Here is a 24,894-nt window from a genome sequence, read left to right as displayed (position 1 = left end):
AATAATTTGATGCAGAATAAAAAAAAACGGCGTTTAAATGAACTTTAAACGCCGTCGTAGTTTTATATAAAAAAGGATAATTATCGAATCGCTTTTACAAAATCAGCAATTTTACTACTTCCATTTTCTTTAAGGTGAGTGATAAACGCACTACCAATAATAGCACCTTTAGCATATTGAGTAGCCTGGTTGAAGGTTTCGGCATTGTTGATTCCGAATCCTACAATTTGTGGGTTTTTTAAATTCAAATTGGCAATACGTTTGAAATAATCTTCCTGTACGTTGCCAAATCCTGCCTGCGAACCCGTAACACTTGCCGAACTCACCATGTAGATAAATCCGTTGGAAACGCTGTCTATAAAACGAATGCGCTCGTCAGAAGTTTGTGGTGTAATTAAAAACACATTAATCAAACCGTATTTGTCAAAAGTAGCTTTGTATTGCTCGGCATACACATCTACCGGTAAATCAGGAATGATTAGGCCGTCAATTCCAATTTCGGCGCATTTAGCACAAAAAGCATCTACGCCATATTGCAACATTGGGTTGAAATAGCCCATGATTACTAATGGAATCGATACCGTTTTACGGATGTCTTTTAATTGGTCAAATAAAATCTGGGAGGTCATCCCGTTTTCTAAAGCAGTTGTAGAACTCGCCTGGATAGTAGGACCATCGGCTAACGGATCGCTAAATGGCAAGCCAATTTCGATCATGTCAATGCCACTTTTTTCTAAGTCCTGGATAATTTGTACCGTATCGTTCAAGTTGGGATATCCCGCCGAAAAGTAGATGGAAAGTATCTTTTTGTCTTCTTGTAATTTTTGTTCGATTCTGTTCATTGTAAAGTTTCGATTTTTACCACAAATTGAGTTATCAATTTAAGCTTGTTTTTTGATGAACCATTAAGGGAATTAAGATAAGTTAAGTTTAAATTCTCTTAATTTTCTTAATGGTTAAATTATTTTAAACGTTAACTTTAAAAGTTAATGCTGTCAGTTTGTTTTTAATTGGTAACAATATACGCCCAGGCAGTTTGCAGGGATTCTAAGGTTACTTCGATGCGTTTGTAGTGCAAGCCTTCGTAGGTATCGGCCAGGTAAACGTCTTTTTCGGAAATATCATATACCACGCCGGTAACAATATCGTCAGGATTATTGGTAGCGACAATTATAGGATATTTTTCCAGTCCAAATTCCTCTTCAATTTCGATATAGTTAATTACAAAACCTATGAGTCTGTCAGGGGTTCCTTTTAAAGTGCGTCCAAAAATATTTTCCTGAATCTCTTTGTTTTTTAAGGTTCCGTATGCGAATAATTTTTCCATTTGTTCTGTTTTGAAAATTGAACGTTCTTGTTGTTTGCGTTAGGGATGGTAGTGGAGCTCTCCCGATTTTTATCGGGAAGCGGGAACGTACAGCCCGACCCGCCGCGGCGGGTAACGCCCTAATTATATTTTAAAATATTCTATGTAGTTATTCAAATCTTTATCGCCACGACCTGAAAGACAGATAACCACCACATCTTCGGGTTTGAATTTCTTGTCGTTTAATACTGCCAAAGCGTGTGAAGATTCAATAGCAGGAATGATTCCTTCCAGTTTACACAATTCAAGACCTGCATTCATGGCATCATCGTCAGTAACAGAGAAAAACTCCGCACGACCTGATTCGGCCAAATGTGCGTGCATAGGTCCTACGCCAGGATAATCCAAACCAGCCGAGATAGAATAAGGCTCGGTAATTTGTCCGTCAGGAGTTTGCATCAAAAGGGTTTTACAACCGTGGATGATACCTACTTTTCCAAGCTTACTTGTTGCAGCACTGTGTCCGGAATGGATTCCTTTTCCAGCTGCTTCAACCGCTATGATTCCTACCTCAGGTTCGTGTAAAAAGTGGTAAAAAGTTCCGGCAGCGTTACTACCACCACCAATACAAGCCACTACATAATCAGGATTTTCACGACCTTCTTTTTCTTTTAACTGCCATTTGATTTCCTCAGAGATCACACTTTGAAAACGGGTTACCATATCAGGATAAGGATGAGGTCCAATTGCAGAACCAATGATATAATGCGTATCCACAGGATTGTTAATCCAGTCGCGAATGGCTTCGTTAGTAGCGTCTTTTAGCGTTCTTGAACCCGAAAGCGCAGCGCGAACAGTTGCACCCAGCATTTTCATTCTGGCAACGTTTGGCGCCTGACGGGCAATGTCAATTTCGCCCATATATACAATACATTCCAAGCCCATTAAAGCACAAACTGTTGCCGTAGCCACACCGTGTTGTCCGGCACCAGTTTCGGCAATAATACGTTTTTTGCCTAGTTTTTTAGCGACAAGGATTTGTCCAATGGTATTGTTGATTTTGTGCGCTCCGGTATGATTTAAATCTTCTCTTTTCAGATAGATTTTAGTATTGTATTTTTCAGAAAGTCTTTTTGCAAAATACAATGGGCTGGGACGTCCTACATAATCTTTTAATAATTGGTCAAACTCAGCTTTAAATTCAGGTTCAGCTGTAATTTTTAGGTATTGTTGGCGTAATTCCTCCACATTAGGATATAACATTTCAGGAATGTAAGCTCCTCCAAACTGGCCATAATAGCCTTTTTCATCAACGTTGTATGACATTTTATATGTTTTAATTGGTATCAGTATCAATGCGTTTTAGTGCATCTTTACATAATTGTACGTTTTTTAATCCCGGTTCTATTTCAAATCTACTGTTTACATCAATGGCATAAACGGGTAAATTGGTTTTTAATATTGCATTGACAGCATCCATTTCTTCTATTCCTATTCCGCCACTCAGGAAGAAAGGTTTGTTCGAAGGGTAGTTTTCCAAAACTTTCCAGTCAAAGGTAGTTCCGTTTCCTCCGGGTAATTTTCCTTTGGTGTCAAAAAGAAAATAATCACATACGGCTTCAAATGGTGCCAGTACTGAGAAATCAAAATCATCGGCAACCGAAAAGACTTTTATGATTTCAATCGGAACTAATTTCAGATTCTGAAATTCAGTTTTCAAATTTAAACAAAATTCTACAGATTCTTTTCCGTGTAATTGCACGGCCTGCAAATCGTTTTTTTGAACTTTATCGATAATATTCTCGACGGTTTCATTGACAAAAACCCCTACTTTTTTGATAGATTGAGGCAAATTAGGAATATAGCCGTCAAAAAATCGAGCCGATTTTTCCCAAAATATAAATCCCATATAATCGGGTAGGAGCGAGCCTACTTCGAGAATATTATCGGGATATTTCATGCCACAGATTTTGGTTTTCATTTTGTTTTATTTTTTTTTAACCACAAAGTGTACTAAGTAGGCGCAAAGTTCACAAAGCTTTGTATTCTAATTTCTGCCTTCTGCCTTCTGAAATCTAATTTCTAACTTCTAACTTCTAACTTTTCAATGAATTCCGTCGCTGCTTTTCCGGCATTGTCGGTTTTCATAAAGTTTTCACCTATAAGGAAACCTTTGTAACCATAAGGTTTTAGTTCGTTGATAGCGTCAATTGAGCTGATACCGCTTTCGGAAACTTTTACAAATTCATCCGGGATTTGGTGAGCCAATTGCTTGCTGAAATCCAGACTTACTTCGAAAGTTTTTAGGTTTCTATTGTTTACCCCAATCATGTCTAATGTAGGCGTAATCGATTTTTCTAATTCTTCCTGGTTGTGAACTTCCAATAAAACTTCTAATCCCAGGCTTTTTGCAAATTCAGATAACGATTTGATTTCTTCGCGGGTTAAAACCGCTGCGATTAGCAAAATCAAATCGGCTCCATGAGCTTTGGCTTCAAGAATTTGGTATTCATCCACAATGAATTCTTTTCTCAATAACGGAATATTTACCGATGCTCTGGCTAATAATAAATCGTCTAAAGAACCGCCAAAGTATTTTCCGTCTGTTAGAACCGAAATTCCACAAGCACCGGCACTTTCGTATCCTTTTACCACTTCTTCCACCGTAAAACCATAATTGATTTCGGCCTTAGAAGGCGAACGACGTTTGTGCTCGGCAATGATTCCAGAGTTGCTGTTTCTTAAATTGTTGCTTAAAGAAATGGCCTTTTTTCCAAAGAAAACCGAAGCTTCCAGTTGGGAAACCGGAATGATTGATTTCTTAAGAATGACTTCTCTTTTTTTGTCAACTATGATTCTATCGAGTATATTCATTTTTTATTTACTTAAATCTTGTAATTTTTTCAAAGCGGTCAATCCTTTTCCAGAGAATAAACTTTCTTTGGCTTGTTCAAATCCTTCTAATGGAGTACATCCTGTAACTGTTGCGATTGCCATAGCCGCATTGGCACAAACCACATTGTTTTGCGCTTCAGTACCTTTTCCGGAAATAATATTCAAGAACATTTGAGCTGATTCTTCAACTGTGCTACCGCCTTCAATTTCGCTTTGTTGGATTAAACGAACACCAAAATCTTCGGGATTAATCATTCCTTCTGTGCTATGCGTAATCACTTTTGTAGCTCCTGTTAAAGATACTTCATCATAGCCATCTAAGGCATGAACTATAGTGAAATTGCTATCGGTATTTTGATAAAGATAAGCATACATTCTGGCTAATTCAAGGTTGAAAACCCCTAACAATTGGTTTTTAGGAAATGATGGATTAATCATTGGCCCCAGAATATTGAAAATGGTTCTCACTCCTAATTCTTTTCGGATAGGTCCCACATTTTTCATAGCAGGATGGAATAGGGGAGCGTGCAGAATACAAATTCCGGCCTGGTCCACACATTTTTTTAAGAAATCATAATCATTACTGAATTTAATTCCTAAACTTTCCATCACATTACTCGAACCCGTAATAGAAGAAACTCCGTAATTACCGTGTTTGGTTACTTTTATTCCTGCTCCGGCAGTTATAAAAGAAGCTAAAGTAGAAATGTTGAAAGTGTCCTTTCCGTCTCCTCCGGTACCTACTAAATCAATGGTGTTGTAATCGGATAAATCAATACGAACACATAATTCCTGAAGTGCTTCTCTAAATCCTGCTAATTCGTCAATACTAATGCTTCGCATCATATATACAGTTAAAAAAGCAGCAATTTGGCTCGGATTGTAACTTCCGTTAGAAATGTTAACCAAAACGTCTTTAGCTTCCTCTTTAGAAAGTAATTCGTTATTGATTAATCTGTTTAATATGTTTTTCATTATAAAGTTTTTTTGCCACTAGGGCACAAAGGCACAATGTTTTTTATAACTGATTACTGAAATCTGCAAACTGAAATCTAAGAATTTACCCAGTTCTCCAGCATTTTCTTTCCATTAGGAGTTAAAACACTTTCAGGGTGAAATTGCACTCCGCGAACATCAAATGTTTTGTGGCGCAAAGACATCACCTGACCATTTTCGTCAAAAGAAGTGGCTTCTAAAACATCTGGCAAGGTTGCATCAACAACCCATGAATGGTAGCGACCTACTTCAAATTCGTTATCTAATCCCTGGAATAAAATTTCGTCATCTACGACTGTTTTTACCAGTGTTGCCACCCCGTGATACACTTTGTCTAAATTAGAAAGCGTTCCTCCGTAAACCTCGCCAATGGCTTGCTGACCAAGGCAAACTCCGAAAATACTTTTGGTCGCGCCATATTTGGCAATAACCGGTTTTAATAAACCTGCCTCATCAGGAATTCCAGGTCCAGGAGAAAGAAGGATTTTGTCGAAATGAGCAATTTCGTCTAATTCAAATTCATCGTTTCTATATACTGTTACTTCACAATTTAAATCTTCCAGATAATGCACCAGATTGTAAGTGAAACTATCGTAATTATCTATAACTAATATTTTTTTCATTTTATCTAAAGTTGAGTGTTATGAGTTATGGGTTATGCGTTTTGCCGCTTAACATTTAACTCTTAACTTTTTGTCTGTCATTTAATTTTAAATAGTTTCTGCTAAATCCAAAGCCGCATTTAAGGCTCTCAATTTGTTATATACTTCTTGCATTTCGCTTTCTTCATCTGAACTGGCAACAATTCCAGCTCCAGCCTGAGAGTGTAATTGATGGTTTTTGCTCAGGAAAGTACGAATCATGATGGCATGGTTAAAGTTGCCTTCAAAATCCATAAAACCAATGGCGCCACCGTAAAAATTACGATTTGTTTTTTCGTAATCTTCTATTAATTGCATCGCTCTGTGTTTTGGAGCACCGCTTAAAGTTCCGGCCGGGAAGGTATCGGCAACTACCTGCATGGTGGTAGCATCCTCATGTAAATGTCCTGTTACTTTAGAAACCAGGTGAATAACATGAGAGAAAAACTGTACTTCTCTGTAACGCTCCACATTTACGTTATGACCATGACGACTCAAATCGTTACGGGCCAAATCAACTAACATGACGTGTTCGCTATTTTCTTTTTTATCTTCTGATAATTGTTTAGCCAAAACTGCATCTTTTTCATCATCGCCTGTTCTCTTGAATGTTCCTGCAATAGGATGAATTTCTGCTTTTCTGTTTTTTACGATAATTTGGGCTTCAGGCGAAGAACCAAATATTTTGAAATCGCCATAATCAAAAAAGAATAGGTAAGGGGATGGGTTGATGCTTCTTAAGGCTCTGTACACATTGAATTCATCTCCTTTGAAACCCTGGGTGAATCGTCTGGAAAGTACCAATTGGAACACATCTCCGCGGAAACAATGTTTTTTAGCCAAGGCTACATTGTGCTTGAATTCTTCATCAGTCAAATTAGAGAAACCTTCTCCTTCTTTCGAAAATTTATAGGAAGGAATGTTTCGGGATTGCATCAATTGTTCAATTTCGGCAATGTTGTTTCTATCGTCTAGGCTATGACAGAAAATATAAGCCTCATTTTTAAAATGATTGATGGCAATGATGTTTTGGTAAACCGCATAATACACATCAGGAATGGTATTGCTGTTTTCTTTTTTGGCGATAGTTACTTTTTCGAAATAACGAACCGCATCATAAGAAATGTATCCGAACAAACCATTATTGATGAATTTGAAATTGCTTTTCTCCGACTTAAATTGCCCTGAGAATTGCTGAATTACTTCCGGAATATTCGTTTGAGCATCGATAGCGATGGTTTCGGTAGTTCCGTCAGGGAATTGTTTGAAAATAGTTTCATTTTCAATCTTTATCGAAGCAATAGGATTGCAACAGATATAGGAAAAACTGTTGTCATTTCCGTGATAATCACTGCTTTCCAGCAAAAGACTATTAGGGAATTTATCTCTTATTTTAAAATACACGCTAACAGGAGTTATGGTGTCAGCCAATATTTGTTTGAATTTTGTATTTAATTTAAATTGTTTCAATTGGAATAAATTTAAAATTTGTAAGCATTTGTTTTAATCTCGTTCGGCACAAAAAAAGGCCTGTCGTGATGACAAGCCTTTTTATATTTATAGATAATAATACTATAGGAGCTTAGTTCACGACTATTGACGTAAATTGTTCCACCACCAAGTATTATTTGTAATTGTTTTCATATTGCAAATATATAAATGTAATTTGATTTTTCAAATTTTCAAGTATAAAATATTGTTTGGATTTGTTTGTAATTCATTTTAAAAGACCAGGTCAACTTTTAATTCAAACATATCATAAATGGTTTTATCGCCTAAATCATCAAAATAACTTCCCGAACCATATTTGATATCATACTTTGTTCGATCAATTTTTAAATTAGCTGTAGCTGTTTTTCCCTTAACAATCAAATCGAAAATTACAGGATGTGAAATACCTTTAATGGTTAGGGTAGCAATTACAGTATAAGTGTTGTTTGCTTTGCTGGTGATGTTTTTGAAAGTCAAAATAGAAGTTTTGAAGTTATAAATTCCAAAAAAATCATCGGATTTTAAGTGTCCTTCCAGTTTTGTTTTTGAACTTCCGGTTTGATCCGTGTTGTCAAGAGTGGTCATGTCAGCAACAAAATTCCCTCCGGTGACTTTGTTGTCTTTAAAAATAAGTTCACCTTCTTTAAATTTTATTGTTCCTTCATGTTCTCCGGTGATTTTTTTCCCTGTCCAGGTGATAATACTTTTAGCAACATCTATTTTTTTAGCCTGCGCTTTTGCGATTGTAAAAGAAAATAAGAAAATAACAGCCAGGAATAGTAGTTTTAAGGTTTTCATTTTATGTATGGTTTAAGTTAATACTAATTTTCTGTTTGTTGTTATTGTTGTAAGGTGTTCGTTTTCTCAAAGTTACAATAAAAGCACAAGATTTTGATTAAAAAAGCAATAAAAGCATGTTATGAATTGAAAAAAAATAAAAAAATAACCCCAACAAAAATGCTGGGGTTATTAAAGTAAAATGGGGATATGATTAGAATTTCAAAGCAACAGCTAATTCAAAATCGTCATTGATAGTTTTGTCTCCTAAACCTTGGAAGAAGTTTCCTGAACCGTATTTAATGTCATATTTAGTTCTGTCCACTTTGAATGCAGTTGTAGCAGTATTTCCTTTCACAGCTAGTTCAAAATTAACTGGTTTAGTGATTCCTTTGATAGTTAAATCGGCAGTTACAGCATAAACATCTTTAGCTTTTGCACCAATTTTTTTGATAACCAAAGTAGAAGTTGGGAATTTTTCAGTTCCAAAGAAATCGTCAGCTTTCAGGTGACCATTCAGTTTTCCTTGGTATTCTCCAGTTAAATCAGTAGCTGTTAGAGAAGTCATGTCAACAGTAAAACTACCACCAACTAGTTTTTTCCCTTTTAATACTACAGCTCCGTCTTTGAAGTTTACAGTTCCAGAGTGCTCTCCGGTTACTTTTTTACCTACCCATTTGATAGAAGATGCTTTTGCGTCAATTTTTTTAGTTTGTGCGTTTACTGAAATACCAGCCGCTGCTACGAATAATGCTATTGCAATTGTTTTTAAATTTTTCATTTTTGTTTGATTTAAATTTGATTAATAATTATAGAGTGATAAATAATTCGTCTTGTGATTTTCTAACTTTTTTATAATGTTGGGTGGCGTCTTCTTCGTGTCTGTAACCTAATGTTGCAATAAGTGAAGTGTTTAATCCCAGTTTTTCTAATCCTAAAATTTCGTTTACCTGTTCAGGAACAAATCCTTCCATTGGAGTAACGTCAATTTTTAATTCCGCAGCTGCATTCAACAAATTTCCTAAGGCTAAATAAGTTTGCTTGGCTGTCCAGATATTTTTAGAGTCTTCAGGAAGTGTTAGGATTTTTGATTTCATGAAATCGGAATACCCAGCTAATGAATCAACCGGAATGTTTCTGGTTTCACTAATATTGCTAATGTAATCGTCAATGTGTTGTTCGTCAAGTTGGGTTTCATTTGCAAAAATGATAAGGTGAGAAGCTTCAACTATTTGCGATTGTCCCCATGCAGCTGGCTGAATTTTAGCTCTTAATTCAGGACTCTCCACTATAATTACTTTATAAGGTTGTAATCCGTAAGAAGACGAACTCAAGCGGATTGCTTCTTTTAAAATGTTTAAATCTTCGTTTGAGATTTTTTTGGTAGCATCAAATTTCTTTGTTGCGTATCTCCAGTTTTGGTTTTCTATAAACTTGCTCATGATGTTGTTGTTGATTTCGGTATTTTTCTAATAATGTATTTAATTGTTCTAATTCTTCAGTGTTTAAATTACTGGTCAGGGCATTTTCGTGTTCTATTACTTTAGGATCTAATTCGCTTAAAACATCCAATCCTTTTTGGGTAATCAATACTTCTATTTTTCTTCGGTTGTCCGGACAGACATTTCGCGTTACTAATTCTTTTAATAATAATTTGTCAACTAAGCGGGTGGTATTGCTGGTTTTAGCAATCATTCGCTCCTGAATGACACACATATTAGCCGGATTCCCTTTTTGACCTCTAAGAATTCGCAATACGTTGTACTGTTCTCCTGATAAATCATATGGTTTTAAAACCTCATTAAACTTCTCACTCAGAATGTTTTGTGTGTACATGATGTTGAGAATAATTTTTTTAGAAAGGTTTAGTTCAACCGTACTTTTTATTTCATCTTCAATTTTCATTCCAGTTGTTTTTATTTGTTGGTACAAATGTATCACTTTTTTTATTTGTATATACAAATATATTGAAGTTTTTTTTAATTTTTTTTACTAGAAAAGGGTTAGTCCTAGTTTTTACGAGGGTTTGCCTAGTTTTTTTTAATCAAAAAAAATATTTAAAGTCTAATTCTTGTATTTTTTAGAAGTGTCAATAGCTATTGTTTTTGCTGCTTTTGGAAAATCAATGTATTTGTTTAAGTCTTTAATAGCAATAACTTTGTAGTTGTTTTTAGATAAATAATTAAGAAATTCTTTAAACAAATCAGGAGGAGTGTTTACCCATGGATGCTCGATGTCTGGAACTCCGTGAATGGTTAGTACCACAATTTTTCTGTTTTTGGCTTCCTGAAGAGCAGCGATAATTTGGTCTTTATTGGTAGCATTGATAGCCCAACTAGGAATTAAAAACGGATGGTCTTCTAAGGGATTATAGGATCTGCTGCCTCCGGCACGAGCTAAAATATAGCCTTGTTGCTGTAATGTAGCTATGGCATTAAGGCTGTAATCATAGCCGGGATAAGCAAAACTGAGCGGTTTTTTGATTTTCAGCGAATCGCATTTGTTTTCTATATACTGTAATTGTTGAATGAAATTTTCTTTAGACAGTTTGTTTACGTGTTTGTGCGATTGAGTGTGATTGCCTATTTCGAAACCCATTTTATCTAATTTTTTGATTTGCGTCCAATTCATATATTTAGAATTGTCGCGAAAATTAGGTGGGAATTCGCAGACAAAGAAAGTGGCTTTAAAACCATACTTTTTTAATAATGGAGCTACAATGCTGTATTGACTCACAGGCGCATCGTCAAAAGTTAATACGACCAATTTATCAGGGATTTGTCGTTTTAAAATTTGAGCTGATGAAAAATAAAATGCAAAAAGGAAGAAAAGCAAAACTATTGATTTTGATTCTAAAATGTGGTTTACTTTTCTTTTTTTTGACATTTTGTTATTTGTTTTTCGAAAATCAATTATCGCTCTAAGTGATGTTCTCCCGAACCAATGTTATCAATATAAAGATAATTTCCCTCTTCGGTAGCGGTTACTTCTTTGTTGTCTAATTTGATTGTAGTTCCGGTTTTCTCACATTTTGGTAAATATACTTTTGCAGCACTGTTATTAGGAATAGTAATTTTTAAATGATATTCAGCGTTAATGTAATTCCAGTCTACTTTTATATCTCCTTTATCAGTTGTATAAGTTCCTTTAGCAGAAGTCAGTTTATTTCCAAACCATAATGGTTTTATTTGGATTTTTTCGTGTTGTGGAGCTAAAGCGGTAATTCCTAAAATGTAATTTTGCATACCTAATAATCCAACTGCTCCCCAAGGATGTGACATGCTTTGGTTAGTTGTATTAGCATCCCATGATTCCCAAGTAGCAGTTCCTCCAAGAGAAATAGTTTTAGCCCAACCATCCCATTCAGTATTGGTATATAAATCAATCAGCTGTTCTCCTTCATCAGCTAAACCAAGAGATTCTGGTAACCACCGAAGACAAACCATTCCAATATTCATTTTTTGTTTCTTAATTTCATCAATTACTTGTTTTTTATTTGTTTCAGGAACAATTTTCAGTGCATAAGGAAGAATATTGGCATGTTGCGAAACATGAGTACTTACATTTTGAGCATTGGTAATTCCGTCAATATAAACCCCATTTTGATTGATTAAATGCGTATTTATGGCTTTTTTGATGGCTTCGGCTTTGTTGGCGTAAAGTGTTTTGTCAGCCTCATTACCTAAAACTGTGGCAATTTTCGAAATAATATTGAAATCTTCGTAAGCATAAGCATCAATAACTGTTCTGGATTCAACACTCATATCATAACCGTAACGCATGGTTGCCGGCCAATCGATGATTCCAAATTCATAAGGGCCTTTTCCTCCTTTTAGTTTATGAATTAATCCAGTGCTGTCATTTTTATAAGTACTGACGTAATCGGCAATTTTTTTCAAACGCGAATAATTGGATTTTAAAAATTCAATATTTGCTGTTTGAGTGTAATAATCCCAAACCCAAACTAAAAAAGATTGGGTAAAATCAGGAATGTCTCTTCCTCCATCTACATTTGGATAAACCGCATTCAATCGTCCGTCTGGCCAATATTGATCTTGAGATTGAAGAAATTGGTTCAAAGCACGCATATTCATCGTTCGGTCGTACATGACACTCATAGCAGGAACTGCTTGCGACCAACTGTCTAATAAAAATGCGCCTTTTTCTCTGGTAGGAGTATCTACAAAATCTTCCTGTGCTCCCAAAATCAAAGTGTGCGACATTAAATCCCAGGTTTTATTGAGCATCTCATTTGAAGATTCGAATGAAGAACGCGCTGCATCTAATTCGAAATGACGACTAATAAAACTTACATTATTTTGATTTAGTTCGTTTGGAGCATTGTCAATTTGTAAATAACGCATCCCAAAATAGACATGAGGATTGAAAACGGAATTATTTCCGCTTGGGATGTATTTAAAAGACAAATTGGTAGATTGATTCATTTTTGGATTTACAGTAGTACCATCCTCATTTAATTGGTAACCACCTAACATTTTAATCGTATCTCCGGCAATGCGTTCATTAAAATTAATTTTAAAACTACCCGCATATATTTTGCCTAAATCAATAATATATTTTCCGTTGCCTAGATTTTTTATTGCCGTTGGTTTGATTTCTTTTTCAATAACCCGGGTTAAATCAGATTGTAAAGTTCCGGTCCATGGAGCAGTAGGATGTGGACCAATTTCGATGGCATTGTTCCAATTAGAATCGTCTAATTTGGCGGTGTTCCAATTAGCAATAGCTTTTCGGTTGTCAACAAACTCGATTCTACCTACGCCTTCGCCACCACGTTGCGGTTGTCCTTGAATCCATTGCGAAGCCTGTGTTTGTTTCCAGCTTTTATCGGTTCCAATAATGGTTTTCGAGCCATCAGTATATTCGATAATGGTTTTTAAAATCATGCCACGGCTTCCAGTAGCGCGACCCTGACCACCACCATACCAGTGTGTAAGACAGCCCAATAGATTTACGGTGTTTTTCTTTAGTAAAGCAGTAACATCCCAGGCATTATAATAGCTGTATTGTGGATAATGATGATTGAATCCTTTTCCAACAAATTTTCCATTAACATACAATTCATAACTGTGGCAGGCAGAAATATAGGTGATTGCTTTTTTGATGGTTTTGTTCGGAAGACTGGTTTTTTTTCTAAAATAAGTATAATCGTCGTTGTCTTTAGAATCTCTTTTAATCCATTGTGCTGATGCCCAATCCGTATTCGTTAATAAACCGGTGGTGAAATTTGCAGGAGCCGAATAGGAACTCGCATTTCCATCTTTGTCCCAACAACGTACTTTCCAATAGTAAGTAGTGGCAGCTTTAAGAGTAATACCATTTAAATAAATATAATTCTGTTTTCTGGAATTGGTCTTTTTACTATTCCAAATATCAGCTTTGTTCGCTTTTAGATTAGCTAAGCTTGAAGAAACAATAATCTGGTAAGCCGATTGAATTTCGTTAGTATCGGGATCACTTAGATACCATCCAAAGTAGGGTTTGTCGTTTGTTCCGATAGGATTTTGTTTGTCAAAACTTCGCAGATTAAAAGGAGGATTTGGGTTGGCAGCATTGGTTTGGATAAACGAAAAAACTAGGAATAATAGAATTAAAAATTGTTTTATGGATTTCATTAATAGCAGTTTGTTATTTTTTAATTGGTTGCCAAAATATAAAAAATAATCGATTTAGCTTTCCTGCTTTTTTTGGTTTTTTAGCCTGATAGATTGTTAAGTTCAATTTAGTTTTCGTACAATAATAAACGGTTTCTGACCTTGTGTAATTCTGTTTGCAGGGCATCAATTTTTTGAAGTAAGTTTAGAACAATGTCAATCCCTTCAATATTTACGTCTAATTCTTTGTGCATGCGCACTATTTTTTCGATTTCATAAATCGAATCTTTGTGTATGTATTGGATGTTATCCACCAGCTGGATTTCTATTAGTCCGTTTTCGTTGAGATTATTAAAAAAGCCGATTTCCAGTTTGTAATGTTGGCAAAGTGTGTTTATCGGAATAAAGTTTTCGGTACTCATGATGTTCTTAATTTAGATAGTTCATTGAATAATTCAAGTTCTTTAGAAGAGAGATTTGTGGGGATTTTGATTTGGAATGTAATGTATAAATCGCCAAAATGACCTTCTTCTTTGTAAACGGGAAAACCTTTTCCTTTTAGTTTTACTTTGGTTCCGTTTTGTGTTCCCGGAGCTATATTTAGTTTTGCTTTTCCGTCAAAAGTGTTTACGGTAATTTCGCCGCCTAGTACTGCCTTGTACAAATCAACAGTAACGTTGGTGTACAAATTGTTTTTGTCTCTTTTAAAATCAGGATGATTTTTTATGGAGAAAGTAATGTACAAATCGCCTTTAGGGCCTCCGCCGATGCCGTCTCCACCATGTCCGGTTATTTTAATAGTTTGACCATTTTCAACTCCTGCGGGAATAGTAAAACGAATGTTTTGACCGTTGATGTTAATTGTGCGTTTGTGTGTGGTATAAACTTCTTTTAAATCCAAACTCAGTTCGGTGCTAAAATCGGTGCCTTTGTATTGTTGTTTTCTATGGCGACTTCTGCTGCTATTTCCAAATAAAGATTCGAAGAAATCAGAATAATCATCACCATCTCTGCCGTATGAATTAAAATCTTCATGAGGCTGACTTTGATTATAATATCTTTGATCTTGGTTGGCTTTTTCGTATTCGGCGGCGTGTTTCCAGTTTTCGCCATAAGCATCGTATTTTTTTCTTTTTTCGGTATTTCCTAACACTTCATTAGCCTCATTGATTTCTTTGAATTTTTTTTCAGCCTCTTTATCATTCGGGTTAATATCAGGATGGTACTTTCGAGCTAATTTTCGGTAGGCTTTTTTTATTTCAGCATCCGTTGCTTTTTTGTCAATTTCTAATACTTTGTAATAGTCTATAAATGCCATGTTGAATTGTTTTTAAGAATTACTATTCCGTTAGTGCTCTTATAGAATTTCCGACAGGAAACAGCAAGAAGAAACTTGATGTTGTGTTTATCTTGTTACTATAAATTTACTCAAATTTCAATTCAAATAGGACATCTAAAGACTTTATTTTTAGAATAAAAACAAAAAAAAATACCTGAACAAAAAATCGTTCAGGTATTTTAAATTTATGATCAAAAAGAATTATTCTTTGAAAATTTCAGCCATTAGTTTTTTATCGCCCACCAGCCATAACAAATCATTTTTTTCCAGAACAATGTTCGATTCGGGATTAAGCATGCGTTGCCCTTTTCGTTCTACACCTACTAATAAACCGTGAGTGCGCTCTCTTAGTTTAGATTGTCCTACGCTAAGTCCTATAAATTCTTCATTAGTCAATTCTATCTGACGTAAAATAATTTCGTCGGTGATAGTATTAGCAACTTCAACTTCGTGCTGGGTTAGAAATTTAGAAAATTCTTTTGTTTGAGCGTCGGTACCAATTACACAAATTTCATCCCCGGGAAACAAACGTTCATTTTTGTTTGGAATTTGAATAATAATTTCCCCTCGTTTAATGTAGGCAATATTAACGCCTACTAATTCTCTCATTTTTATTTCACGAAGCGTTTTCCCTGCCAAATTGGATTCTTTCGAAATTTCAAAAGTAGTCATGTGTCCGTCCCAGGGGTTTAGATTCGCATAACGACGGTCGATTTTCTTTTGTTCTCTGTCGTTGAGGTTTGTCAGGAAATGATTTTCAATTTTGTGGTATTGCTCGTGCAATTGTTTAGGAAATAGCAAGTAGATTACAATGGCCATTACTAAAGCAAAAATGGCAATTAAAGGTGAGAAAAAGATATTTAATAAAAATCCAATATAAAACACTGCTAATCCCATACGGATAAAGAATAGCATCAAAATAGGTCCGCGGTATTTTCGTTCTTCAAATAACTGATCGACTTCTTTTACTGCTACACGACGCAGTGAAAGTGCCCATAAAAAAGGAGAAATGATAACAATAGTAATTAATGCGGCAATGGCATTACCAAATTTAGAGTTTTCAACTAAAGGCAACACATATTTTGAAGACAGCAAAATAACCGAAGTAATAATGATGGTATGAAGCACAATCTGGAGTAAATGAGCTCTAATAACTACTTGCCAGGTGCTTACGGAACGAATGGCCTGAGCATTGGCACTATATCTATCGATTCTTCTAATCCATTTTCGGGGTAATTTTTTTTCTAAATAGCCCGCAAAAGGATCGGCCATTTTTACTAAAAAAGGAGTGGTAAAAGTAGTTACTGCCGAAACCGCTACAACAATGGGATATAAAAAATCACTAGTTACTTTTAAGCTTATTCCAAGAGAAGCAATGATAAATGAAAATTCACCAATTTGCGCTAAACTCATTCCTGTTTGCACAGATTGTCGAAGGGGCTGACCGGATAATAAGGCACCAAATGTAGAACTTAGTGCTTTTCCAAAAATAGTTACCAGAGTGATAATACTAACCGGAACTGCATAGGTAATTAAAGTATCGGGATCGATAAGCATTCCCACTGATACAAAAAATACAGCACCAAATAAATCTTTTACCGGTTTTACTAAATGTTCAATGTGTTCTGCCTGAGTGGTTTCGGCAATAATAGAACCCATGATAAAAGCACCCAGCGCAGGAGAAAAACCTACATTGGCGGCTAAACCTACCATCATCAAACACAATGCTAATGAAATAATAAGCAGCATTTCATCAGTTAAAAGATGTTTTGCTTTTTTTAGTATAGTAGGAATAATAAAAATTCCACCTAAAAACCAAATAATTAAGAAGAAAACTAATTTAAAAATAGATTGTAATAATGAAGTTCCTGAAATTTGGTCACTTACAGCAACTGTCGATAACAAAACCAGCATTACAATGGCTACAATGTCTTCGACAATCAAAGCACCAAAAACGTTTCCCGCAAATTTTTGTGATTTAACGCCTAATTCGTCAAAGGTTTTAAGAATAATTGTTGTAGATGAAATAGAAAGTGTGGCTCCCAGAAATATACTATTCATCGTGGACCAGCCCATCCATTGTCCTACTAAAAAACCAATACACACCATTGCTATAATTTGGGTTAGGGCGGTAATAGAGGAGGTGCCACCTACTTTCATTAGCTTTTTAAAACTAAATTCCAATCCCAGACTAAACAGTAAAAAGATGATTCCAATTTCAGCCCAAATTTCAACACTCTTAATGTCTTTTATTGAAGGGAAAAAATCAAAATGGTTTCCTGCCAAAAATCCGGCAATCAGATAACCTAAAACTAAGGGTTGTTTTAATTTTTTAAAGATTAAAACCGCAATTCCCGCAGTCATAAGAATTAAACCTAAATCGCTAATTAAAGGCTTTAAATGGTGTGATGCCTCAGCAACTGCCGATACTGTACTCATATATTATTCTTTATTATTGCAATTATGCTAAATATAGTAAAAGGACTTTTGTTGTGCAATTTTATTATGTAATTAACACATATTTATAAAAAAAGCTATCGATTAAGATAGCTTTTTGAAAGAAATGTGTTTTTTATAATTAGATTCCTAAAAAGTTGCTTGGCGTAATTTGAAGTAATTCGGCTTTAATAGCATCCGAAACTTCTAATGTGCCAATGAATTCATGAATTGATTTTTTAGTAATCGCTTCGTTGGTTCTGGTTAAACCTTTCAAAGCTTCATAAGGATTTGGATACCCCTCACGACGTAAAATCGTTTGGATAGCCTCAGCCACTACAGCCCAGTTGTTTTCTAAATCTTCGTGGAATTTAGCTTCGTTCAATAACAATTTGTTCAATCCTTTTAAAGTAGCTTCAAAAGCAATGATAGTGTGTCCCATTGGAACACCAATATTTCTTAAAACGGTACTATCCGTTAAATCACGTTGCAATCTTGAAATAGGCAATTTAGCTGATAAATGTTCGAAAATAGCGTTGGCAATTCCTAAGTTTCCTTCTGAGTTTTCAAAATCAATAGGGTTTACTTTATGTGGCATAGCCGATGAACCAATTTCTCCTGCTTTGATTTTTTGTTTGAAATATTCCATCGAAACATAAGTCCAGATATCGCGGTCTAAATCGATGATGATGGTGTTGATTCTTTTTAACGCATCAAAAAATGCTGCAAAATGGTCGTAATGCTCAATTTGCGTTGTTGGGAAAGAATGGTGTAATCCAAGATTTTCTTCTACGAATTTAGTTCCAAATTGTTTCCAGTCAATTTGTGGATAAGCTACGTGGTGCGCATTGTAGTTTCCGGTTGCTCCACCAAATTTAGCCGCAAACGGAATGTTGAATAACAAACGCATTTGCTCTTCAATACGCTCAACAAAAACCGCAATTTCTTTTCCTAAACGGGTAGGAGAAGCCGGTTGTCCGTGAGTACGTGCCAGCATTGGAACGTCTGCCCATTCTGTACTTAATTCTTTTAATTTTGAAATTAAAGTAATTAATGATGGCATATATACTTTCTCAAAAGCATCTTTTGTAGAAAGTGGAATAGCTGTATTGTTTATATCCTGAGAAGTCAATCCAAAGTGGATGAATTCTTTGTGTTCTGATAAACCTAATTTCTCAAAGGCATCTTTGATAAAATATTCAACGGCTTTAACATCGTGATTGGTTACTTTTTCAGTTTCTTTTATCCAAAGCGCATCTGCAGTAGAGAAATTTTTATAAATGGCACGTAAACTGTCGAAAATAGCAGGATTTACGTTTTTTAATTGTGGCAAAGGAACTTCGCACAAAGTAATAAAATATTCAATTTCTACCAGTACACGGTACTTGATTAAGGCTTCTTCAGAGAAAAAAGGGGCTAATGAAAGGGTCTTATTTCTATATCTTCCATCAATTGGAGAAATAGCATTCAATTCGTTTAAAGTCGTCATTGTATTGTTATTTTTTCGAAAGGCACAAATATAGACAGAATTTTAGGAATTTCGGGCTATTTTAGAATTGATTTTCATGATAATAAAAATGGAACGCAGATGAAGCGGATTTTTACAGATTATCACAGATTGAGTTTTTAAAAAGTCATTGAAAATTGGTTTTATAGACTGTTTTTTTAGCCACGAATGCACGAATAATTCCTTCTGTTATGACACAAATAATCAATGAATTTAATTGTAATTAGTGAAATTTAAAATGTCTAATTCAAAAAATAATTAGTGAATTTGTGGCAAAAACTCAATTGGTATTAGTAACGTATAGTTGTTTTACCTTATTGAAATTCGGCTAGTAATCTATTTTTTAAGAACGGGATTCCCTCTGTGGCCTGCAAGGGAATTGTCTCCAACGGGTTTTTAAGATTAGGAATATAGGCTGGTTTAGGATCAATATAAAAAACAGGGATATTTGCAGGTACAAAATCAATTAATCCTGCCGCAGGATACACCTGTAACGAAGTCCCGATAACGGCAAAATAATCGGCGGTTTCAGTTATGGCAATGGCTTCATCAAAAGCAGGAACCGCCTCACCAAACCACACAATATGCGGGCGTAATTGGTATTTTTGACTGTCTACGTCGCCTAGTTTTAAATCACCTTCCCACTCTAAAATGAATTTGGAATTTTTGGTACTTCTTACTTTTAAAAGTTCGCCATGCAAATGCAACACTTTTTTGCTTCCGGCGCGTTCGTGTAAATCGTCTACATTTTGAGTAATAATATGAACGTCAAAATGAATTTGAAGCTGGGATAATTCTTTATGACCTAAATTAGGTTTTACTTCCTTGAGTTGGCGTCTTCTCTGGTTATAAAAATCCAAGACCAATTCGGGATTTTTTCGCCATCCCTCCGGCGAAGCTACATCCATGATGTCATGTCCTTCCCAAAGACCATTGCTGTCTCTAAAAGTTTTTAAGCCACTTTCGGCACTGATGCCCGCTCCGGTTAAAACAACTAATTTTTTTTTCATGTTTATTTGAGGGATATTATGAATTCTTAATATAAAAAATTAACCGCAAATTACACAAATTAACACAAATTAATTAGTGCTAATTTGTGTTTAATAAATAGCAGAACGAGTTTGTAAATAAACTTTAGTTTTCAATCATAAAGAAATAGTTGTGTTCGTGGCTTTTTTCTTTTTTACTATTTTTGCCGACAAAATAAAGAAACATAATGATTGATATTGATTACCTCACTTACCTTGAAACCATATTAACGGATAATCGTAAAGAGCGTTTTTTAGAAGTATTGGAAAAACGAACCAAGCATTTTACGGTTGCTGTAGAAGACGTTTATCAGTTGCACAATACCTCTGCGGTAATGCGCAGTTGCGAGGTTTTTGGGATTCAGGAATTGAATGTTATCGAAGAACGTTTTGGAAAACGAATCGACAAACAAATTGCGATGGGAGCTCAAAAATGGGTCGATATCAACAGACATGATTCGGTTTCCGGTTGTATTGCTTCTTTGAAAGAGCAGGGCTACCAAATTATCGCCACAACTCCACACGAACAGGATTGTACACTGGAAAAGTTTGATATTTCAAAACCCAGCGCCATATTTTTTGGAACCGAAAAAGAAGGATTATCGGAAGAGGTGATGCAAAATGCCGATGGTTACCTGAAAATTCCAATGGTTGGTTTTACCGAGAGTTTGAATATTTCAGTTTCGGCTGCGATTATTATTCAGGATTTAACCAATAGACTGAGACGCTCGGACATCGACTGGAAATTATCAGCAGATGAAATTCTGGAAAAGCGTTTGGATTGGACCCGAAAATCGATAAAAGATATTAAACGAATTGAAGCGAGATATTTTGAAGAAAATCCTAAAGTTTGAGTTTTAACCACAAAGCACACAAAGAATTGTTAGCTAGGTTTAAATAAAAACGCAAAGTTCGCAAAGCTTTGTGTCCTTTGCGTTTTCATAACACAACTTACAAAAAAAACTTAGCGAACTTTGCGGTAAAAATATATTTCTATTTCTTTATAAACATAATTAATCCCAACACGCTTACAATTAAAATACAAAGTGCAGCCAAAACCATTGTCAGGTCGCGGATGTTTTTCCCGGCCCAGTCCATAAACAAAAATTTGTGTAAAATGGCAAAGGAATAACCTTCAACCATATCTGAGTTTTTTACGATGGCGGCTAATCTTGATGTTGCGGTTTCTATAAAATAAGTTGTTTTCCCGGGAGTGTCATAAGCCAGTTTTATTACAGGCAGGCGTTTGTTGACAAAACCGTATTCCCGGTTTTCAAAATTAGTAATCACCTTCGATTCTAATAATTTTACGTTTTCTAATGAAACTTCAGATTCATCGGGGATTTCCGGAGACATCATTTCGCAACAAGCAGCTTTTGGAGCACCATCGGTAAAATAAAAGGCCAGAAATTCAGCGTATTGTAAGTCCAGATTTGGAACAATTTTGTTTGTTGTAGCATTGATATAGACTACTTCAGTTTTTGGACCTTCTTTTTTATTCCATTTCGAATTCGAATCCGGTTTTGGTTTTTTGAATTTCCCGGTTTCTTTTTCTTCCAGTTGACAACGGTAATAAATGCTGTCATTAAAGCTTATAAGACTCGCATTTTGAAAACGATTCCAGTCTAAATCGAGTTTGTTATTCGCTAATCCAATTTCCTTGGTTTTAAAAGTTGGCTCGTAAACCATTTGATCCAGCGTGTAAGGGTCCCATTTGGTTGTAGCGTGATAAGCACCGCTAAAAGCAAAGGTTAGCGTGAAAAGCGAAACCCAAATCCCAATTTGGCGATGGTATTTTCGGATGCCTTTTTTAGACTCTAAGCTGTCTGTTTTTTTGAACTGTTTCCAGAAAAATCCATAAATCACAATACCGCTAATGGCCGAAAATCCAATGATAGACAACAAGAAAATCATCGTGATAATACGGATACTATTGTTACTGATAGCATCGATAAACGACCAGTTGTGAAAAACATCAAAAAACCAAATGAAAAATTGTCTCGATGTAGGATTGTAAGTGGCTAATTTACTGGATGAAGTTTCTACATACACTTCCATAGTATCAGCACGATCCAGAGTTACTTTGTAAACTGGCAAATAACGATTGACATATTTGTACTGATTGTCAAATTCGGTGATGATTTCGCTCTTTTTTACAGTGCTTTTTTGATCGTCTAAGAAATAACGTGACAACCATTCGGCATAGATTTCGTCTCCGTTTTTGAGTTCTTTTCCGTTTGAAGTGTCAAAATACAATAAATCGCCAATCAGGTTTTTTACCTGATAAAAAGTAGTATTGTTAAAAGAAACAATTCGGAAATTGACAAACTGCTGAATTTTGTTTTTTTCTAAAACTTCCTGAATAGAAAGCGGTAATTTTTCTTGTGCAATAGTTTCAAAAGCTAATTTATCATTAGCAATTTCAGGTTTGAAAAAATGCGCCATAAACGGGTGCATCAGTCCTGATAAAGTCCAGAAAATAACAGGAATGATGGTGATAATCCCAATGGTACGATGCCATTGGTACATATTCTGTTTGATTTTTTTGACTATTTTAGAGTCTTTCTTCTTGTTGTTTTTCTTGCTCATTTTAGGATATTCATCATTAAGAAGTTAAGCTTAAAACTTAAATTTTCTTAATTTCTTAATGGTTTAATTTTTTAAGTTGTTGAAATTATTTTTTTAATGAAAAATTATATTGTATTCCCAATAAAAAAGTTCTGGGAGCAGCTGCCAAATAAGCAGGTTGTGATGTGCTAAGGTTAGCCCTGGATACGTTGTAAGCATATAATTTATCGGTTAAGTTGATGATGTTTCCGTAAATTTCAATGCCTTTCCATTGGTAGCCGGCTCTAAAATTAAAGACATCGTAACCCGAATATTTTACAGTGTTAACCTGGTCTTGGTAATAACTGCTTACAAGTTGCCATTCGAGGGCAGTTCTGAAATTGGGTAACCAATTTGGGTAATAACTGATTTCTGAATTACCGGACCATCTGGGTGCATTAGGCATTTCTTTTCCGTTTAGATTTTGTAAAGCATCAGTAGATTTGTCCGAAACTTGAAAATCAATAAAGGTATGTTGTGCGTAAGTTCCTCCTAATCTGAAATTTATTTGTTGTGAGGGTTTGTAGCTTACTCCAAATTCAATTCCCTTATGGCGTGTTTCTCCGGCCGAACGATAGTCGGTATCATTGTTTTCCAGTCTGACATTTAATAATTCGTTTTTACCATCCATGTAATACAGGGCATAGTCAAAATTTAATTTGTTTTCAAACAAAGAAATCCAGCCTCCAATTTCATAATTTTCAAAAGTAGCCGGTTTTAAATTGTAATAAAACTCAGCCGGAATTCCTGTGATTCCACCAGTTCGGGGTTTGGCTCTAAAAATCGAAGTGATGTTGGGCGGTGAAAATCCCTGTGAATAATTGCCATAAAATCCGGCATTGTCAAACGGATTGTAATTAGCTCCAACTTTAAACGTAAATCGATCATATATTTTATCACCTGTAGATTGGTCTAAAGCGTTGGTATAATCCACTTTCATATTGTCGTAACGACCACCTAATGATATAATAAATTTTTCGAAAGGATTAAAACTCAATTGTGCATATCCGGCAGCATTATAAATATCAGCAGTATAATCGGATATTTTTACATCAGGACGTTCGGCTATCACTTCATAATTGTTTACGGTCAATCCACCCGGATTTAAGTTGGCTTTTAAATCCGTTCGGTATGCCCAATAGCTTACCGGCGAAAAATCATAAAGTGCTCCCGCAACCAATTTTGTGTTTAGGAAGTCAAATTTTTGAGTGTGTTGTCCAACAAGTCCGTAACTTTTAAAATTATTCGAATTGATTTCTCCATAGGCTAATTCAGGATTGTTATTTTGCGTTGGATAATAAATATCTTTTTTAGTTGGATCGGCACTCCAGCGAATTCCATAAGAAGGATTTTGTCCTAGTTTATTGTCTCTGTGATAAGCCGTCAAATAGCTACTTGCGTTTTCATTCCAGTCGTGTTCCAGTGTCAATCTGGTGCGCAAAGCATCCGATTTTCTATAGGTGAAATCAGAAGTACTTTTGTAATCCCGATTGTAAAAATCATTTTCATTAACACCACCACTCATATCCGAATAGTATTTTCCCCACATCGTATTGCTGATTAATCGGGTATTTGGATTGATATTGTAATCAATTCGGATGTTCAAATTGTCTTTGTTGTAATCTGAAAAAGTCATCCAGCCGTTTTCCTGTAAGCTGGAAATTCCTGCAATATGAAAACCAATTTTTCCAATGGTAGCTCCACCGGCAGCCTGAAATCTTTTGTATCCCCATTGATCAGCCTGAATACCAAATTTGAATTCGGGATTAAAAGAAGGTTTTTGTGAAATCAAATTAATCGTTCCGCCTACAGCTTCAGGACCATAAAGTGATGAAACAGGGCCTTTAACCACTTCGATACTTTCCAGATTGAACTGATTGATTTCTAATAAAGCGTTGTGATTAAAAATTCCCATGGGACGAATAGGCAAACCGTCTTCAAGGTATAAATAATAAGCATTAGTAGTCATAGGTTGGCGAATAGCCATCATGTGTTGTTCGTTTCCCAGATTTACCATTAACGCTCCGGGAGTTTTATTTACCAGTTCATAAGCAGCTACAGCCTTGGTTTCGTTGATGGTTTTAGCGGTTAATTTGCTAATGGCAACTGGGGTTTCCTTACGTTGTGTGGCAGTACGATTGGCAGTTACAAAAACATTGTCTAATTCTACAACTTTAGTGGTATCGATTTTATTTTTGTTTTGAGCAAGAACAAATTGGCTTATGATAAGGAAAGCCAAGAATATATTTTTCATTT

22 protein-coding genes are annotated in these 24,894 nt (G+C 35.3%); 1 reads left to right on the top strand and 21 read right to left on the bottom strand.

What is annotated here, in order from left to right:
* Positions 1-80 precede the first annotated feature (80 nt).
* The 19 genes from trpA to BIW12_RS01790 all read right to left on the bottom strand — a co-directional run bounded on the left by trpA (position 81) and on the right by BIW12_RS01790 (position 20,013).
* Positions 81-842: a tryptophan synthase subunit alpha gene (gene trpA / locus BIW12_RS01880; protein WP_071183558.1), complete on the bottom strand. Its 762-nt coding sequence runs from the start codon at positions 840-842 to the stop codon at positions 81-83.
* A 164-nt stretch (positions 843-1,006) separates the two neighbouring features.
* Positions 1,007-1,327, bottom strand: coding sequence for a gamma-glutamylcyclotransferase family protein (locus BIW12_RS01875; RefSeq protein ID WP_071183557.1), 321 nt, complete (start codon positions 1,325-1,327; stop codon positions 1,007-1,009).
* A 123-nt stretch (positions 1,328-1,450) separates the two neighbouring features.
* The gene (gene trpB, locus BIW12_RS01870) at positions 1,451-2,632 is read right to left on the bottom strand and encodes a tryptophan synthase subunit beta (protein WP_071183556.1); all 1,182 of its coding nucleotides are present in this window, start codon (positions 2,630-2,632) and stop codon (positions 1,451-1,453) included.
* A 10-nt stretch (positions 2,633-2,642) separates the two neighbouring features.
* Complete coding sequence (locus BIW12_RS01865) at positions 2,643-3,287, bottom strand: phosphoribosylanthranilate isomerase (protein ID WP_071183555.1); 645 nt, start codon at positions 3,285-3,287, stop codon at positions 2,643-2,645.
* Positions 3,288-3,388: 101 nt separating this feature from the next.
* Positions 3,389-4,180 carry an indole-3-glycerol phosphate synthase TrpC gene (trpC, locus tag BIW12_RS01860; RefSeq protein WP_071183554.1) on the bottom strand — a complete coding sequence of 264 codons (792 nt, stop codon included), beginning with the start codon at positions 4,178-4,180 and terminating at the stop codon, positions 3,389-3,391.
* 3 nt (positions 4,181-4,183) lie between these two features.
* The gene (gene trpD, locus BIW12_RS01855) at positions 4,184-5,176 is read right to left on the bottom strand and encodes an anthranilate phosphoribosyltransferase (RefSeq protein ID WP_071183553.1); all 993 of its coding nucleotides are present in this window, start codon (positions 5,174-5,176) and stop codon (positions 4,184-4,186) included.
* 77 nt (positions 5,177-5,253) lie between these two features.
* A complete protein-coding gene (locus tag BIW12_RS01850; protein ID WP_071183552.1) occupies positions 5,254-5,820 on the bottom strand; it encodes an anthranilate synthase component II in 567 nt (188 codons plus the stop codon).
* An 87-nt stretch (positions 5,821-5,907) separates the two neighbouring features.
* On the bottom strand, positions 5,908-7,308 hold the full coding sequence (locus tag BIW12_RS01845) for an anthranilate synthase component I family protein (RefSeq protein ID WP_071183551.1): 1,401 nt from the start codon (positions 7,306-7,308) through the stop codon (positions 5,908-5,910).
* 252 nt (positions 7,309-7,560) lie between these two features.
* Positions 7,561-8,127 carry a YceI family protein gene (locus BIW12_RS01840; RefSeq protein ID WP_071183550.1) on the bottom strand — a complete coding sequence of 189 codons (567 nt, stop codon included), beginning with the start codon at positions 8,125-8,127 and terminating at the stop codon, positions 7,561-7,563.
* A 193-nt stretch (positions 8,128-8,320) separates the two neighbouring features.
* Positions 8,321-8,887, bottom strand: coding sequence for a YceI family protein (locus BIW12_RS01835; RefSeq protein ID WP_071183549.1), 567 nt, complete (start codon positions 8,885-8,887; stop codon positions 8,321-8,323).
* A gap of 28 nt (positions 8,888-8,915) precedes the next feature.
* Positions 8,916-9,548: an NAD(P)H-dependent oxidoreductase gene (locus BIW12_RS01830; RefSeq protein WP_071183548.1), complete on the bottom strand. Its 633-nt coding sequence runs from the start codon at positions 9,546-9,548 to the stop codon at positions 8,916-8,918.
* Positions 9,496-10,011 (bottom strand): MarR family winged helix-turn-helix transcriptional regulator, encoded by a 516-nt coding sequence (locus BIW12_RS01825; RefSeq protein ID WP_071183547.1) that lies wholly within the window; start codon positions 10,009-10,011, stop codon positions 9,496-9,498. The genes BIW12_RS01830 and BIW12_RS01825 overlap by 53 nt, the downstream gene beginning before the upstream one ends.
* 159 nt (positions 10,012-10,170) lie before the next feature.
* The gene (locus tag BIW12_RS01820; RefSeq protein WP_083382027.1) at positions 10,171-10,992 is read right to left on the bottom strand and encodes a polysaccharide deacetylase family protein; all 822 of its coding nucleotides are present in this window, start codon (positions 10,990-10,992) and stop codon (positions 10,171-10,173) included.
* A gap of 26 nt (positions 10,993-11,018) precedes the next feature.
* Positions 11,019-13,742 carry a family 78 glycoside hydrolase catalytic domain gene (locus tag BIW12_RS01815; RefSeq protein ID WP_071183546.1) on the bottom strand — a complete coding sequence of 908 codons (2,724 nt, stop codon included), beginning with the start codon at positions 13,740-13,742 and terminating at the stop codon, positions 11,019-11,021.
* Between the two features lie 107 nt (positions 13,743-13,849).
* The gene (locus tag BIW12_RS01810) at positions 13,850-14,143 is read right to left on the bottom strand and encodes a chaperone modulator CbpM (RefSeq protein ID WP_181161664.1); all 294 of its coding nucleotides are present in this window, start codon (positions 14,141-14,143) and stop codon (positions 13,850-13,852) included.
* Positions 14,140-15,039 (bottom strand): DnaJ C-terminal domain-containing protein, encoded by a 900-nt coding sequence (locus tag BIW12_RS01805; protein WP_071183544.1) that lies wholly within the window; start codon positions 15,037-15,039, stop codon positions 14,140-14,142. Before BIW12_RS01805 ends, BIW12_RS01810 begins: the two co-directional genes overlap by 4 nt.
* Positions 15,040-15,261: 222 nt before the next feature.
* Positions 15,262-17,499 (bottom strand): cation:proton antiporter domain-containing protein, encoded by a 2,238-nt coding sequence (locus BIW12_RS01800; protein ID WP_071183543.1) that lies wholly within the window; start codon positions 17,497-17,499, stop codon positions 15,262-15,264.
* A 139-nt stretch (positions 17,500-17,638) separates the two neighbouring features.
* Positions 17,639-18,985 (bottom strand): adenylosuccinate lyase, encoded by a 1,347-nt coding sequence (purB, locus tag BIW12_RS01795; protein WP_071183542.1) that lies wholly within the window; start codon positions 18,983-18,985, stop codon positions 17,639-17,641.
* A gap of 332 nt (positions 18,986-19,317) precedes the next feature.
* Complete coding sequence (locus BIW12_RS01790) at positions 19,318-20,013, bottom strand: SIR2 family NAD-dependent protein deacylase (protein ID WP_071183541.1); 696 nt, start codon at positions 20,011-20,013, stop codon at positions 19,318-19,320.
* 206 nt (positions 20,014-20,219) lie between these two features.
* Between BIW12_RS01790 and BIW12_RS01785 the strand changes: the two genes are divergently transcribed.
* Positions 20,220-20,885, top strand: coding sequence for a TrmH family RNA methyltransferase (locus tag BIW12_RS01785; RefSeq protein WP_071183540.1), 666 nt, complete (start codon positions 20,220-20,222; stop codon positions 20,883-20,885).
* Positions 20,886-21,024: 139 nt separating this feature from the next.
* Here BIW12_RS01785 and BIW12_RS01780 read toward each other — a convergent pair whose 3' ends face one another.
* Together BIW12_RS01780 and BIW12_RS01775 are read right to left on the bottom strand one after the other, a co-directional pair.
* Complete coding sequence (locus BIW12_RS01780; RefSeq protein ID WP_071183539.1) at positions 21,025-22,620, bottom strand: PepSY-associated TM helix domain-containing protein; 1,596 nt, start codon at positions 22,618-22,620, stop codon at positions 21,025-21,027.
* Positions 22,621-22,705: 85 nt separating this feature from the next.
* Positions 22,706-24,892, bottom strand: a complete 2,187-nt coding sequence (locus BIW12_RS01775; RefSeq protein ID WP_071183538.1) for a TonB-dependent receptor — start codon at positions 24,890-24,892, stop codon at positions 22,706-22,708.
* Positions 24,893-24,894 lie beyond the last annotated feature (2 nt).

The organism is Flavobacterium commune, from assembly GCF_001857965.1.
GTDB classification, from domain to species: Bacteria; Bacteroidota; Bacteroidia; order Flavobacteriales; family Flavobacteriaceae; genus Flavobacterium; species Flavobacterium commune.
The sequence above is the reverse complement of the archived record's forward strand: the minus strand, read 5'-3'. Positions and strand labels throughout refer to the sequence as shown.